We start from the raw sequence: 12,933 nt of genomic DNA, 5'->3' as shown, positions 1-12,933 counted from the left end.
TATACCCGTCTCGGCGAAAGGGACACCGATGGGAACGGAGACGCGATCGTCGGATCGCTGGGGAATCGGACGCGTGACCGGCTATCTCGAGCGGCTGGGGCCGACCTGGCTCGCGGGCGCGATCGCCGCGGGGCCGGCGACGATGGTCAGCCTGCTCGTCGCGGGCGCGAGCTTCGGCTACACGTTGCTGTGGGTCGTCGTCCTCTCGGCGATCCTGGGAACGTTCGGCCAGTACCTCGCGATGCGGCTCGGCCTGCTCACCGAGGCGGGGATCGTCGCCGTCGTCGAGGACCGCCTCGGCTCGTTCTGGGCATGGGTGCTCGTGATCGACGTCGTGCTCGCGGCGGGGCTCGCACAGCTGGTGATCATGAAGACGCTGGCCGACGTCAGCGCGACGATCGTCGGCTCGGCGGGAATCGCGGCGCTGGCCGACCCACGGCTGTGGGGCGTGACGTGGGCGGTGATTCTCGCGCTCGGACTCGCGGGCGGAGGGTACAGGGTCGCGGAACTCGGCGCGAAACTGCTCGTCTCGCTCGTCGTACTGGCGTTCGTCGCCTCGGCGTTCGTCGTCCCGATCGATCCGACCGAGGCCGCGACCGGACTGGTTCCATCGATGCCGGCCGGCGTCGGCGGGGCGGTCGTCGCCGCGGGCGTCCTCGGCGGAGCCGTCCACATCACGCTGCTGACGATGCAGAGCTACACGATGCGCGCTCGAGGGTGGACCGAGCGCGACCGCGGAATCGCGCGCTTCGACGTCGTCAGCTCGATGCTCGTCGCCTTCGGGATCTTCAGTCTCGCGGTCTTTCTCGTGGCGGCGAGCGTCCTCCCCGAGGCCGGCGTCGATCCCGCGACCATCGACGAGATCCAGGCCGCGCAGGCGCTGGGTCCGGTTGCGGGCGAATACGCGACCTGGCTGTTCCTGTTCGGACTCTGGGGCGCCGCGGTCTCGACGCTCGGCGGAAACACGATCGTTCCGCCATATCTGCTGGCCGACAAACTCGGCTGGGAACAGTCCGTCGAGGACCCGCGCTATCGGGTCGCCCTCGTGGCCGTCGCGCTCGCGTCCGCCGTCGGCGCCTTCCTCGAGGGCGCCTTCTTCGAACTGCTCGTGCTCGTGCTCGCCTTCGGTCTCGTCGGAACTCCCTTCGCGCTCGCGGTGATCCTCGTCCTGCTGAACGATACCGACGTCGTCGGCGAGACCAACTCCCTCCTCGAGAACCTCGGCGGGCTCGCCCTTTTCGCGGTCGCGGTCGTATTGGCGGGCGAGTTCGTCCTTGAGGAGCTGCCGGCGGCGTCGGCGGGCGATCCGACCGCGCTGTTCGTCGTCGCCTTCGCCGCGGCGATGGCGCTCGCGATCGTCGGACTCGTCGGAACCGCGGTTCGGGATCGGCTTCGTACCCGTTCGGGATAGCGACGGGCCCGCTCGCAGCTACAGCTTCTTTCGCATCCGTACGTGGGGGATGCCGGCTTCCTCGAACACCTTGCCGTACCGCTCGTACTCCAGCTCCGCGTAGAACTCGGCCGCGTGCGTCTGGGAGTGAAGTTTCAGCTCGTCGAACCCGTCCGCTCGAGCTCGCTTCTCGAGGACGGCCATCAGCTCCTGGCCGATCCCCTCGCCCCGTCGCGGTTCGAGGACGGCCACGCGCTCGACCTTGCCGGCGCCGTCCTCGAGTTCTCGAAGTCGCGCGGCGCCGACGGGCTCGCACCCATCGTAGGCGACGACGTGGACGGCGTCGGCGTCGTGCTCGTCGTACTCGAGGTTCTCGTCGACGCCCTGCTCCTCGACGAACACCGCGTGACGAACGGCGAGGGCGTCCTCGCGCTCGTCGTCGGAGTCGACGACGCGGGTTTCGGTCATCGTGGGCGACTACGGCGATGTGACTCGAGAGCGTTACGATCCGACCGGCTGAGGGGCTACAGGTGTCCCAGTTCGGTCAGCGCTTCCTCCATCGTGACGATCGCGAGGTCGTGTTCGAGAGCGGTCTCGATCGTGTACTCGAGTCGCTCCTCGGTGATCGTCTCGAACTGCGAGTGGCCGCCGACGATCGAGAGGACGTCGTCCTCGGCGGCGGTCTGCATGAACTCCTCGATCTCCTCCTCGGTTGCCCGATCGGTTTCGATGTACTGGCGCTGCATCGTCGTCGGATCGAGTCCGTCGATCTCGTTGTGGCCGCCGCCGAAGCGGTGGTTCGCGACAGCGTCGTAGTGATCCCGAACGAGATCTTCGATGAGTCCGTGGTAGCGCGTGTACGTGTAGACGAATCCGACGACCGTGAGCCCCCACTCCTCGAGCTGTGCGTCCGTGTCGTCAAGGATATCCTGCATGAACTCCTCCGGATACCTGACGTGGCCCGAGGCGTCGATCGTCTCCTCGAGGGGCTCGGCGAGTTCGACGTACTCCCCGGTGGAGTCGCTCCCCCCGCCGGCGACGGTCGCGGTCGCTCTGTTCTCGTCGTCGAAGATCACCAGCGGATCCTCCTCGATGTCCGCGTGTCGGTTCGCCTCGACGTAGATGCGGTCGTCTCCCTCCTGAGCCGTTTCGGTCAGCTCTATCTCGCCGAGTGCGCGGTGGTAGTAGGTGTGGGACATGACCCCCCAGCCGTCGTCGTACATCTCGCGAAGCTGGTCCGGGGAGAGGTACTCGCCGCCGCCGTCGTCTTGCATCCAGCCGGGACAGGCCGCGACGCAGCCGGGAACGTCGTACTCCTTGTGAACCTGGTAGGTGAGCGTGTAGTCCTCGATCGGACTGTCGTCGTACGTGAAGACGAGCATCCCCTCGCTGCCCTCGAGGCGTTCCTCGAGGTCGTCCGCCTGTTCGTCGTCGGCCGACTCGTCGCTCGACTCCTCGCTTCCCGACTCGTCGTCCCCGTTTCCGTCCGATTCGTTTTGATCGTCGCCGGTCCCGCCGTTCTCGTCGGAGTCGCGCTGAGAAACCCTGTACGCGGTAGCGGCGCCGCCGGCCGCGGTGACCCCCAGGACCGCCAGCAGATTCCGCCGACGCATCTACGGCTCACCTCGAGCCGGCAGCCGGCTCGGAGGTCCCCCGACTCCGGTGCCCGTTCGTCGCTCGGACGCGCTGTCCGTGGTTCGCTCGGCCTCGCTAGCGCCGACCGATCGGTGGCCTTCCCCCGTCGAGATCCGACTGTGTGCTCCCTCGAGTATCATGCCTTCGTTCCGACGTCTCTTCGGCGCTACTTCATAATCTTCTCTATAGCTTCCGTCGTAATCGACGAAACTGATGGATATTGTCTCGATCTTCGGAGCAGTCGGGCGTATCCACCTTGTTAATATTGCTTCTTCCACATATGGCCCCTCTAAATTTTTAAGATTTGTATCTATGTCGTCTCTAAACGAGACCGTGCTCCCCGTCGATCCGGCCGAGACGAGACTATCCACTACCTAAACTGCCCGCCGAGAACCGCCGAGCCCTGGAAGAGCGGACGAGCCGGAGTACGGTCCACGACAGTTATCAAAAATGCCAGAATCAGAGATATATCCGCCCGAGAAGCTCTCTACGAGAGCTCGTTAATATTATCAGACGCCGAAGGCACCTAATCGTTTGAAAAGCTCCCTACGAGAGCTTTTCGATATTGCTGACGACTTCGTCAGCGTACTCGCTGGTGGCGAGCTTCTCGGCGTCCTCGAGCTGGCGCTCCAAGTCGTAGGTAACCTTGCCCGCGGAGATGGTCTCCTCGACGGCGTCGCGGACGAGGTCGGCGGCGTCGTCCCAGCCGAGGTACTCGAGCATCATGCGGCCCGAGAGGATCATCGCGGTCGGGTTGACCTTGTCCTGGCCCTCGTACTTGGGCGCGGAGCCGTGGACGGGCTCGGCCAGCAGACGGCCGTCACCGAAGTTCGAACCGGGCGCGATGCCGAGGCCGCCGATCTGGGCGCCGGCGGCGTCGGACATGTAGTCGCCGTTCAGGTTCATCGTCGCGATGACGTCGTACTCGTCGGTACGGGTGAGGATCTGCTGGAGCATATTGTCGGCGATACGGTCGTTGACGACGAGCGTGTCGTCGTCGACCTCGCCGTCGTTCTCCTCCCAGAGGGTGTCCTCGGTGATGACCTCGTCGCCGTACTCCTCTTCTGCGACCTCGTAGCCCCAGTCGCGGAACTGGCCCTCGGTGAACTTCATGATGTTACCCTTGTGGACCAGCGTGACCGAGTCGCGGTCGTGTTCGAGGGCGTAGTCGATCGCGCGGCGGACGAGTCGCTTCGTCCCGAACTCGGTGATCGGCTTGACGCCGATGCCGACGGGGCCGTCGTGGATGATGTCGGTCTCGCCCATCTCGTCCTCGACGAACTCCTTGACCTGTTCGACTTCGTCAGTTCCGGCTTCCCACTCGATGCCGGCGTAGACGTCCTCCGTGTTCTCGCGGAAGGTGACCATGTCCATCTGCTCGGGCGATTTGACCGGCGACGGGACGCCGTCGAGGTGGTAGGTCGGCCGAACGTTCGCGTAGAGGTCGAGCAGCTTTCGCAGACCGACGTTCAGCGAGCGGAAGCCGGCGCCGACGGGCGTCGTCAGCGGACCCTTGATCGCGACGCGGTGTTCCTTGATCGCCTCGACGGTCTCGTCGGGCAGGTTCTCGTCGTACTTTTCGCGGGCGGACTCGCCGGCGTAGACGCGCATCCAGTTGATATCGCGACCGGTCGCCTCGGCAGCGGCCTCCAGAACCTTCTGGGCGGCGGGGCCGACGTCGCTGCCGACGCCGTCACCGTAGATGATCGGGATGATCGGGTTGTCGGGGACCTCCAGCTCGTTGTCGGTTCCCTCCTTCAGCGTGATCTTCTCCCCCTCCTCGGGGACCTCGATCTTGTCGTAGCTCATCTCGTCTGTACCGTGCTCCGATGGGGCTAAAAGGGCTCCCATTTCCGCCGATGTTGCGTCCGATTTCCACCGTCAATCGGTCGACCGCAGCCGATCGTCGAAAAATCCGCTCGAGCACCCCTCATACCGGTAAAACACAGTTTCGATCGTTACACACTCGTTCGTCGGCTGTCGAACCCGTCTCCGACGAACGGCGATCACCCCGCGGGATCGCGCGCCCCGTCGGTCGCCGCTCCCCAGTACCGGACGAGAAGGACGGCACCGACAACCGCGACGGCGACGCCGCTCGCCCCGAGCAGCGCTCGTCCCGTTTCCGTCCACCATCCCATCCTGATCGCGCTCCAGAAACCGGCCAGTAACGTGATCCCGAGTACGAAGAGCGCGATCCCGCCCTGGTAGGGGGTCGGCTCGTCGCCGGCCAGTAGCCGACCGACGGCGACTGCGGTCATCGCGGCACAGAACCCGGCGAGCAGGAGGGCCGACGTCATCCTCGACGTTGCTACTCAGCCCCCGCTGGTAAGTGTGTAGGGTTTCAGACCGTCACGAAACCGTTACCGTGCTCGCCTCACCAGGGGTCGGTATGCAGCTACTCGTCCACGGCGGTGCCGGGAGCACGCCTGAAGAGCCGGAACGGAGACGACAAGTACTCGAGCGGGCGGCCGAAACCGGAACCGAGCGACCGACCCCGGTCGGCGCCGTCGAGGCCGCGGTCGGGGTTCTCGAGTCCTCGCCCCGATTCAACGCGGGCGTCGGCAGCGCGGTTCAAAGCGACGGCCGCATCCGAACCGACGCGGGGATTATGACCGACGACCGCTCCGTCGGCGCGGCCTGCTCGATGCCCGACGTCGAACACGCCGTCGAGGTCGCTCGACTCGTCATGGAGGAGACGCCCCACGGGTTCGTCTCGGGCGAGCACGCCGTCTCGCTGGCCGAGGCGTTCGGCGTCGAGACGGGTGTCGACCTCTGGTCGGAACGCACGCGCGAGAAGTGGGCCGACCTCGAGCCGCCGAGCGGCGGTACCGAGAGCGAACTCGAGTGGATCCGAGAACGCTACGGCCGGACGGATCCCGACGGCCGTGACGAGGAGGGGACCGAGGTCGATGCGGACGCCGCGGACCTCGACCACGATACGGTGGGTGCGGTCGCCTTCGACGGCGAGGCACTCGCCGCCGCGACGTCGACGGGCGGACGCTGGCTCGCGCTGGCCGGCCGCGTCGGGGACGTTCCGCAGGTCGGCTCCGGCTTCTACTGCTGTCCCTCGGCGGCGGTGAGTGCGACCGGTGCCGGTGAGGACATCGCGCGGGTAACCCTCTCGAAACGGGTCGCCGGCCACGTCGAGCGCGGCCTCGACGCCGACGCCGCCGCGGAGCTCGCGATCGAGGAGTTCGCCGAACTCACCGGCGCGACCGCCGGTGTCATCGCCATCGACGCTCGGGGTCGGCTGGGCTCGGCATACAACAGCGACGGAATGCAAACCGCTCGAGCGACTGACCGGTAACGATCCCCGGGGAGTCGTTACGCCGGGTGCGAACCGTCGACCCCGGGGATCGGTCGGCACGTGCGGTACCCGAACTGGCGTCTCTCACGCCGCGAGCACGGACGCTCTCGAGCGACAAAACCGCGACGACCGTTTCGCGCAGTTGCGCCTGGTTACTCCGCGTAACGGCTAGTTCATCGGTACCACTGCACTCGGCCAGTTGGCTGATATCGACGATCGTCGTGAAATACTTTTATTTATTGTCGTACCGAGTTCCGAGTCGATGCTCAAGCCACCCCACCACGGCGCTCGACAGTGTCCGGAGTGTGAGACCACCCTCTCGAATGTCCAGGGTCTCGAAACCTGTCCGGCGTGTCGCTGGATCGCGTCGTCGGCGTCCGAACGGTAGAACGCCTCGCCCGTCGGGAGACGGAACCTCTTTTTGCCGACCGGTGTAACTCCGGTACATGGCCGAATCCGAGGTGGACTTCGACTCCGAGAAGTACGAGAAGCTCCGCGAAGCCGGGGAGATCCTCTCGAAGGTGCGCGCAGAGACCGCAGACCGCGTCGAGGTCGGCGCGAGCCACCTCGAGATCGCGGAGTACGCCGAGGACCGCATCCGGGAACTCGGCGGGAAGCCGGCGTTTCCCGTAAACATCTCGATCGACGAGGAGGCGGCCCACGCGACCCCCTCGATCGGCGACGAGTCGACGTTCGGCGAGGAGATGATCAACCTCGACATCGGCGTCTGCATCGACGGCTGGCTCGCCGACACCGCGATCACCGTTGACCACTCGGGCAACCCCGAGCTCGCCGAGGCGCCAGAGCAGGCCCTCGAGGCGGCGATCGACATGATCGAGCCCGGTGTCGAGACCGGCGATATCGGCGCCGAGATCGAGGACGTCATCACCAGCTACGGCTACAACCCCGTCGTCAACCTCACCGGTCACGGGCTGGGCCACTGGGAGCAACACACCAGTCCGACGATCCCGAACCGCGCGGTCTCGCAGGGGACGACCCTGGAGGTCGGCGACGTCGTCGCGATCGAGCCGTTCGCGACCGACGGCGGCGGGAAGGTAACCGAGGGGGCAAGCGAGGAGATCTTCGCGCTCGAGCGCGAGGGATCGGTTCGAAACCGGGACGCCCGCAAGGCCTTAGAACAGATCACCGAGGAGTTCCGCACGCTCCCGTTCGCGACCCGCTGGCTCGAGACCAGTCGTCCGGAGATGGCGCTGCGCCGACTCAAGCGAAACGACATCGTCCACGGCTATCCGGTGTTGAAAGAGGATGAGGGCTGTCTCGTCAGTCAGAAAGAACACACGGTCATCGTCACCGAGGACGGCTGCGAAGTGACGACGGCCTGATCGTTTCGGATCGCTAGGCGTTGTTCATCCGCTGGCTGGTCCGCGTACCACAGCGTTTGCACTCGGCGACGCGGTAGGGTTCCCGGGAGAACTGTGCGTTCTCCTCCTTTCGGCTCTCGGTTCGGAGCTGGACCGACACCTCGTGTGGGGTATCGAGGTCGCAGTCCTCGCAGTGTTCGGTCAGCCCGTTAAACGAGTCGTCTGTGGTTGCCATTACTTCTCTCTTCTCGGAGTACCATCTTAAACCTCTGTATCGTTTCGAGAAGTAAACTGACGTGTTCGTCGACCGGATCTCGTCCCCGATACGCCCTCAGATCCGCTTATATCGTTCATCGGCCCTTCTCCGAAACGTTTCCCACTCGGCGCCACGTTCCGTCATACAACCGGAATACTGTGGTTCGTCTCTCGAATGGCCTCCCCGCCGTCCTTCGATCCGATTATAGGGATCCCTCGAGTGTACCGCGATATGAACCAGGTGTTCGCACCGTGGCGGATCGAGTGGGTCGAACGGGACGAGCGAGACCCCGACGACAGCTGCGTGTTCTGTACGTTCTCGGCGGACGACGCCGACCGGGAGAACCTGGTCGTCGCGCGCAGCGAGCACGCGTTCGTCCTGCTGAACAACTACCCGTACAACCCTGGCCACGCGATGGTGATCCCCGACGCACACACCGGCGACTACGGTAAACTCGACGACCAGCAGCTGCTCGATCACGCGCGCCTGAAACAGCGTACCTTCGACGCCCTCGAGACCGCACTCGGCCCCGACGGGTTCAACGCCGGACTTAACCTGGGCGACGGCGCGGGCGGCTCGATCGACGACCACCTCCACACCCACGTCGTCCCGCGCTGGGAGGGCGACACCAACTTCATGCCGGTCATCGGCGATACGTCGGTGATCGTCGAGGCCCTCGAGGACACCTACGAGCGCGTCCGCGAGGCGTTCGCCGACCAGGAGGGTGCGACCGTTTCCGATGCTGGTGCCGTCATCTTCGAGTAAGCGAGCCGACTGCGGGCGGTCGCAGACCGGGGAACGCCGCGAGTGCCGGCCGAACCCTTGTGCGGGACGGGACCGAACACGAACGTCGTGTCCGCGTTGCGTCCGCTCGAGGAGCTGCTCGGCGCGTACCTCACTCTGCTCGACAACTTCGCGACGTTTCTGGTGACGGTCGCGCTGATCTACGCCGTCGGACGGTTCGTCGTCCTTCCGGCCCTCGGACTCGCGCTCGAGCTTCGGGGAACCGAGCGGACCCTCAGAGAGGGGATCGAGCGGGTCGCCACCGTCGGCGTTGTCGTCGCCGCGGTCGTTGCCGGCCTCTCACTGGCCGGCCTCGATTTCGTCCTCGAGCGCGCCGCGATCCTCGTCGCCGCCTTCACCGTCGCGCTCGGGTTCGCGGCCCAGAACGTGGTTGGCAATCTCGTCAGCGGCGTCTTCATCGTCACCGACCCGACGTTCAACATCGGCGACTGGATCCGCTGGAACGACAAGGAGGGGGTGATCAAGGACATCAGGTTCCGGTCGACGCGAGTTCGAACCTTCGACAACGAGGTGATCGCGGTCCCGAACTCGGAGCTGACCGCGAACGCGGTCACCAACACCGTACTCAACGGTCGACTCCGCCTGACGGTCCCGGTGCGGGTCGACTACGGTGACGACCTCGACGCCGTCGTCCGCATTCTCTCGGAGGTGGCGGCCGACCATCCGGACGTCCTCGAGCGGCCGGAGCCGATCGTGCGGGTTACGGACCTCGGCGAGACCGTCGAGGTCGTCGCCTCGCTGTGGATCGCAGAACCCGATCGGATCACGTACGGTCGCATCCGATCGGAGTACGCCCGCGAGATCGTCGATCGGCTCGAGGAGGCCGGCGTCGATCTCGGACGGACCGGTCCCCAGGAGATCGCGGGCGAGATCGGCGTCGTGTCGAGGTCCGCGGCGACCGACGAGAGTGCGCTCGATCGCTAACGTCCCTTGGGAACGGTCGGTGCCGGCAAGCTCGACCGCTCGACCGGACGTTTTTTCCCTCTCGTCGCCTCGACGTAGGACGCTATGGAGTACGAGGTGGTACACACCGACGACGTCCCGCTAACCGACCTCTCGGAGATCGACGAGGTGCCCTCGGATCTACAGATGCGGGCGATCGACGACTTCCTCCCGAGCGAGCACGTCCAGCTCAAGCTCTGGTACTTCGAGCCCGACGAGGAGATCCGGTACCACGCCCACGCCGAACAGGAGGAGCTGTACTTCGCCCTCGAGGGGGAGTTCGAGCTGACCCTCGGCCCCGACGGCGACACCGAGCGCCGCGAGGTCGAGGCCGGCGCGTTCTGGCTGGCCAGACCCGAGGTCGGCCACGGCCACCGCAACGTCGGCGACGAGGAGGGGATCGTCCTCGCGGTCGGCGCGCCGAACGTCGAGGACCCGGGGCGGGATCCCGGCGAGTTCGACGAGGGGAGCGAGTAGCGGTCGCCCGCTTCGCGCTGCCGTTCAGGCGTACGTCGACTCGAGAAACTCCAGGATGCGCTCGGACTCGGCCATCGTCACGCCGTAGGCCTCGTTGACAACGACGGGAACCCCCCGCTGGCCCGAGACTCGTTTTACCTCGTCGCGTTCGGAGTGGAGCGCTTCGACCCAGACGCTCTCGTAGTCGACCTCGAGTTCGTCGAGCCGGTCGGCGACGACCTCGCAGTACGGACAGCCCTCGAGCTGGTAGAGTTCGAGCATCGCGTGCGGGTACGGACGGGTGTGGCAAAAGTGTCGGTGGCGCCCGGGAGGGGACAGTCGAACGGGTCGAAGCGGTTCAGACGGGCTCGCCGAAGGCGTACATCGTCTCGTGGGCCGTGACCTCGAGGTCGACGAAGTCGCCGGGCTCTATGCCGTGGTCGCTGGCGTTCTGGACGATTATCTGTCTGTACGCCGAGTCGCGACACTTCACCGAGTCGGCAGTTCCGTCCTCGACGACGAGACAGTCCTCGCGGACCTCGCCGACCATCGACGCGTGGGCCTCGCCGACGATCTCTCGCTTCGCTGCGCTCATCTCCTTCGACCGTTCCTTCTTGATCGTCCCGCCGAGGCCCTTCATTTCGGCTGCATCGGTGCCGGGCCGCTTCGAGAAGCGAGTGACGTTTACCTTCTCGGGGCGGGTCTCGCGGAGCAGCGCCATCGACTGGGCGTGGTCGTGATCCGTTTCGGTCGGGAAGCCGACGATGAAGTCCGTCGACAGCGTCCAGTAGTCGAGGTGGTCGTCGAACGTCTCGACGACCTCGAGGTACTCCTCGACCTGATGCTGGCGGCGCATGTCGCCGAGCACGTCGTCCGAGCCGGACTGCACCGGGGCGTGCAGGAAGTCGTACAGTTCGTCGTTCTCGGCGAAGACCGTGGCGAGTTCCTCGCGGATGCCGTGGACCCCCTTCGGGTTGGCCATTCCGACGCGGACGCGGAACTCGCCCTCGAGGTCGCAGATCTCGGAGAGCAGGCGATGCAGCTTGCGCTCGCCCTCGTCCCAGCCGTAGACGCCGGTGTCCTGGCCCGTGATCCGGAGTTCCTTCGCACCGGCGTGGATGAGCGCCCGGGCCTTCTCGACGTTCTCCTCGATGCTCGGGGAGTCGATCTTGCCCGTCGCGCGCTTGGTGATGCAGTACGAGCAGTCGGACATACAGCCCCGCGCGATCGGGAGGATGCCGACGACGCCGTCGAGGATCGGCTCGGCGTCTGGGGTCGTCGTCGGACACTCGCCGTTTGTGACCGCCTCGGGGACCTCGTCCCAGTGGAGCACTCGTCCGTCGACGTCGGCCGCGGCGAACTCCTCGCCCTGGGCCAGGGCCATACAGCCCGTGATGTAGAGGTCGGCGGTCTCGTCTGCCAACTCGTCGGCCCGGCGGAGCATGTTGCGCTCGGTTTTCTCGACGACCGTGCAGGTGTTGAGGATGGCCACGTCGGCCTCGTCCGGGCCGTCGACCCGGTGGTGGCCCGCGTCGCGGAGCCGTCGCTCGATCTCGCGGCTCTCCCCGCGATTGGACGTGCAGCCGTACGTCTCGATGTGGTACCGGGCCATCGTCGTTAGTACCGTTCGGATCCCGCGAGCCAAAAGCCCGACGGATCGGGGCCGTTCGCGTCAGTCTCCGAGGCGGCGCTCGAGCGACGCCGTGCACGCGCATACAGGCCCCGAGCGCAAACCCGTCGTCCCCGTTGGGACGATAGCGATGTTCCAGGGACTCACCAGCGGACGAGAGACCGAGACCGAGCCGAAACCGCTCGAGGAGCAGGTGATCGTGATCACCGGCGCCTCGTCGGGAATCGGACTGACGACCGCACGGATGGCCGCCGATCGGGGCGCGCGGGTCGTCCTCGCGGCGCGTAGCGAGGACGTCCTCCGGGAGGCCGTCGCGGGGATCGAGGCCGACGGCGGCGACGCCACCTCCGTCGTCGCTGACGTCGGCAACCGGGAGGACGTCCGCGAGATCGCCCGCGTCGCCGAGGAGACCTACGGCGGGGTCGACACCTGGATCAACGGCGCCGCGGTCTCGATCTACGGCCGCCTCGAGGAGATCCCCGTCGAGGAGATGCGTGAGCAGTTCGACACCAACGTCTGGGGCCTGCTGTACGGCTCGCTCGAGGCCCTCGACGTCCTCGAAGAGGGCGGGACGATCATCAACGTCGGCAGCATCGTCTCCGATCGCTCGATCATGCTGCAGGGCAGCTACTCGGCGTCGAAACAGGCGGTCAAGGCCTTCACCGACGCCCTGCGGATGGAGCTCGAGGAGGAGGGGCGACCGATCACCGTAACGCTGGTCAAACCGGGCGCGATCGACACGCCCTACCCGCAAAACGCGGAGAACCACATGGACGAGGCGGCGACGGTACCGGCGCCGGTGTACGCGCCCGACACGGTCGCGCGGGCGATCCTCCACGCCGCGGAACACCCCCAGCGGGAGGTTACCGTCGGGGGCGGGGGGAAACAGTTCACGCTGCTCGGGAAGTACACCCCGAAGCTGATGGACACGCTGATGAAGACCGTCTTCGGCCCTCAGCAGCGCAAGGACGAGCCGCCGCGGCCGGACGCCGAGAGCGGGCTCGAGGTGCCCGCGGGTGACCTCGAGGAACGCGGCGACTACGAGGGGTACGTCGCCGAGTCGAGTCTTTACACCAGGCTGCGACAGCGCGGGCGAACGCCCGGGAAGGCGACGTTCGGGTTCGGGCTCGGGCTCGCCGGACTCGCGTACGCCGGTTACAGGATGATGCGGCGCCGAGCGCGGTAGCCGGC

General features: G+C 66.3%; 14 protein-coding genes. 7 read left to right on the top strand and 7 right to left on the bottom strand.

Features of this window, described 5'->3' with window-relative positions; genetic code table 11:
- The first annotated feature begins 28 nt into the window (after positions 1-28).
- Positions 29-1,411, top strand: coding sequence for an NRAMP family divalent metal transporter (locus C491_RS05080; protein WP_005554291.1), 1,383 nt, complete (start codon positions 29-31; stop codon positions 1,409-1,411).
- Between the two features lie 18 nt (positions 1,412-1,429).
- Here C491_RS05080 and C491_RS05075 read toward each other — a convergent pair whose 3' ends face one another.
- The 4 genes from C491_RS05075 to C491_RS05060 all read right to left on the bottom strand — a co-directional run bounded on the left by C491_RS05075 (position 1,430) and on the right by C491_RS05060 (position 5,322).
- Positions 1,430-1,858 (bottom strand): GNAT family N-acetyltransferase, encoded by a 429-nt coding sequence (locus tag C491_RS05075; protein ID WP_005554290.1) that lies wholly within the window; start codon positions 1,856-1,858, stop codon positions 1,430-1,432.
- 56 nt (positions 1,859-1,914) lie between these two features.
- On the bottom strand, positions 1,915-3,003 hold the full coding sequence (locus tag C491_RS05070) for a polysaccharide deacetylase family protein (protein ID WP_005554289.1): 1,089 nt from the start codon (positions 3,001-3,003) through the stop codon (positions 1,915-1,917).
- A 568-nt stretch (positions 3,004-3,571) separates the two neighbouring features.
- On the bottom strand, positions 3,572-4,834 hold the full coding sequence (icd, locus tag C491_RS05065) for an isocitrate dehydrogenase (NADP(+)) (protein WP_005554287.1): 1,263 nt from the start codon (positions 4,832-4,834) through the stop codon (positions 3,572-3,574).
- A 197-nt stretch (positions 4,835-5,031) separates the two neighbouring features.
- On the bottom strand, positions 5,032-5,322 hold the full coding sequence (locus tag C491_RS05060; protein ID WP_005554286.1) for a hypothetical protein: 291 nt from the start codon (positions 5,320-5,322) through the stop codon (positions 5,032-5,034).
- A gap of 92 nt (positions 5,323-5,414) precedes the next feature.
- Between C491_RS05060 and C491_RS05055 the strand changes: the two genes are divergently transcribed.
- Both C491_RS05055 and map read left to right on the top strand, forming a co-directional pair.
- Positions 5,415-6,332, top strand: a complete 918-nt coding sequence (locus C491_RS05055; RefSeq protein ID WP_005554285.1) for an isoaspartyl peptidase/L-asparaginase — start codon at positions 5,415-5,417, stop codon at positions 6,330-6,332.
- Positions 6,333-6,778: 446 nt separating this feature from the next.
- Positions 6,779-7,675 (top strand): type II methionyl aminopeptidase, encoded by an 897-nt coding sequence (gene map, locus C491_RS05050; RefSeq protein ID WP_005554283.1) that lies wholly within the window; start codon positions 6,779-6,781, stop codon positions 7,673-7,675.
- 13 nt (positions 7,676-7,688) lie between these two features.
- Here the strand turns inward: map and C491_RS05045 are convergent, their stop codons facing one another.
- The gene (locus tag C491_RS05045; protein WP_005554282.1) at positions 7,689-7,889 is read right to left on the bottom strand and encodes a DUF7835 family putative zinc beta-ribbon protein; all 201 of its coding nucleotides are present in this window, start codon (positions 7,887-7,889) and stop codon (positions 7,689-7,691) included.
- A gap of 252 nt (positions 7,890-8,141) precedes the next feature.
- On the opposite strand from C491_RS05045, the gene C491_RS05040 reads away from it, so the two are divergent.
- The 3 genes from C491_RS05040 (at position 8,142) to C491_RS05030 (ending at position 10,133) form a co-directional block, all read left to right on the top strand.
- Positions 8,142-8,675 carry an HIT family protein gene (locus C491_RS05040; protein ID WP_049891483.1) on the top strand — a complete coding sequence of 178 codons (534 nt, stop codon included), beginning with the start codon at positions 8,142-8,144 and terminating at the stop codon, positions 8,673-8,675.
- 87 nt (positions 8,676-8,762) lie between these two features.
- Positions 8,763-9,638 carry a mechanosensitive ion channel family protein gene (locus tag C491_RS05035; RefSeq protein ID WP_241431290.1) on the top strand — a complete coding sequence of 292 codons (876 nt, stop codon included), beginning with the start codon at positions 8,763-8,765 and terminating at the stop codon, positions 9,636-9,638.
- Positions 9,639-9,722: 84 nt separating this feature from the next.
- Positions 9,723-10,133: a cupin domain-containing protein gene (locus C491_RS05030; RefSeq protein WP_005554279.1), complete on the top strand. Its 411-nt coding sequence runs from the start codon at positions 9,723-9,725 to the stop codon at positions 10,131-10,133.
- A gap of 24 nt (positions 10,134-10,157) precedes the next feature.
- Here C491_RS05030 and C491_RS05025 read toward each other — a convergent pair whose 3' ends face one another.
- The gene (locus C491_RS05025) at positions 10,158-10,394 is read right to left on the bottom strand and encodes a glutaredoxin domain-containing protein (protein WP_005554278.1); all 237 of its coding nucleotides are present in this window, start codon (positions 10,392-10,394) and stop codon (positions 10,158-10,160) included.
- A 76-nt stretch (positions 10,395-10,470) separates the two neighbouring features.
- Positions 10,471-11,724 (bottom strand): tRNA (N(6)-L-threonylcarbamoyladenosine(37)-C(2))-methylthiotransferase, encoded by a 1,254-nt coding sequence (locus C491_RS05020; RefSeq protein WP_005554277.1) that lies wholly within the window; start codon positions 11,722-11,724, stop codon positions 10,471-10,473.
- 148 nt (positions 11,725-11,872) lie between these two features.
- Between C491_RS05020 and C491_RS05015 the strand changes: the two genes are divergently transcribed.
- Complete coding sequence (locus C491_RS05015) at positions 11,873-12,928, top strand: SDR family oxidoreductase (protein WP_005554275.1); 1,056 nt, start codon at positions 11,873-11,875, stop codon at positions 12,926-12,928.
- The last annotated feature ends 5 nt before the right edge of the window (positions 12,929-12,933 follow it).

This window comes from Natronococcus amylolyticus DSM 10524 (assembly GCF_000337675.1).
GTDB lineage: Archaea > Halobacteriota > Halobacteria > Halobacteriales > Natrialbaceae > Natronococcus > Natronococcus amylolyticus.
This window is presented reverse-complemented; position numbering and strand designations above follow the sequence as displayed.

What these genes read in the sequence shown, in the direction of transcription:
- C491_RS05015 (WP_005554275.1), top strand. Translation starts at nt 11,873, where the DNA reads ATGTTCCAGGGACTCACCAGCGGACGAGAGACCGAGACCGAGCCGAAA.
- C491_RS05080 (WP_005554291.1), top strand. Translation starts at nt 29, where the DNA reads ATGGGAACGGAGACGCGATCGTCGGATCGCTGGGGAATCGGACGCGTG.
- C491_RS05075 (WP_005554290.1), bottom strand. Translation starts at nt 1,858, where the DNA reads ATGACCGAAACCCGCGTCGTCGACTCCGACGACGAGCGCGAGGACGCC.
- C491_RS05025 (WP_005554278.1), bottom strand. Translation starts at nt 10,394, where the DNA reads ATGCTCGAACTCTACCAGCTCGAGGGCTGTCCGTACTGCGAGGTCGTC.
- C491_RS05020 (WP_005554277.1), bottom strand. Translation starts at nt 11,724, where the DNA reads ATGGCCCGGTACCACATCGAGACGTACGGCTGCACGTCCAATCGCGGG.
- C491_RS05060 (WP_005554286.1), bottom strand. Translation starts at nt 5,322, where the DNA reads ATGACGTCGGCCCTCCTGCTCGCCGGGTTCTGTGCCGCGATGACCGCA.
- map (WP_005554283.1), top strand. Translation starts at nt 6,779, where the DNA reads ATGGCCGAATCCGAGGTGGACTTCGACTCCGAGAAGTACGAGAAGCTC.
- C491_RS05040 (WP_049891483.1), top strand. Translation starts at nt 8,142, where the DNA reads ATGAACCAGGTGTTCGCACCGTGGCGGATCGAGTGGGTCGAACGGGAC.
- C491_RS05030 (WP_005554279.1), top strand. Translation starts at nt 9,723, where the DNA reads ATGGAGTACGAGGTGGTACACACCGACGACGTCCCGCTAACCGACCTC.
- C491_RS05055 (WP_005554285.1), top strand. Translation starts at nt 5,415, where the DNA reads ATGCAGCTACTCGTCCACGGCGGTGCCGGGAGCACGCCTGAAGAGCCG.
- icd (WP_005554287.1), bottom strand. Translation starts at nt 4,834, where the DNA reads ATGAGCTACGACAAGATCGAGGTCCCCGAGGAGGGGGAGAAGATCACG.
- C491_RS05045 (WP_005554282.1), bottom strand. Translation starts at nt 7,889, where the DNA reads ATGGCAACCACAGACGACTCGTTTAACGGGCTGACCGAACACTGCGAG.
- C491_RS05070 (WP_005554289.1), bottom strand. Translation starts at nt 3,003, where the DNA reads ATGCGTCGGCGGAATCTGCTGGCGGTCCTGGGGGTCACCGCGGCCGGC.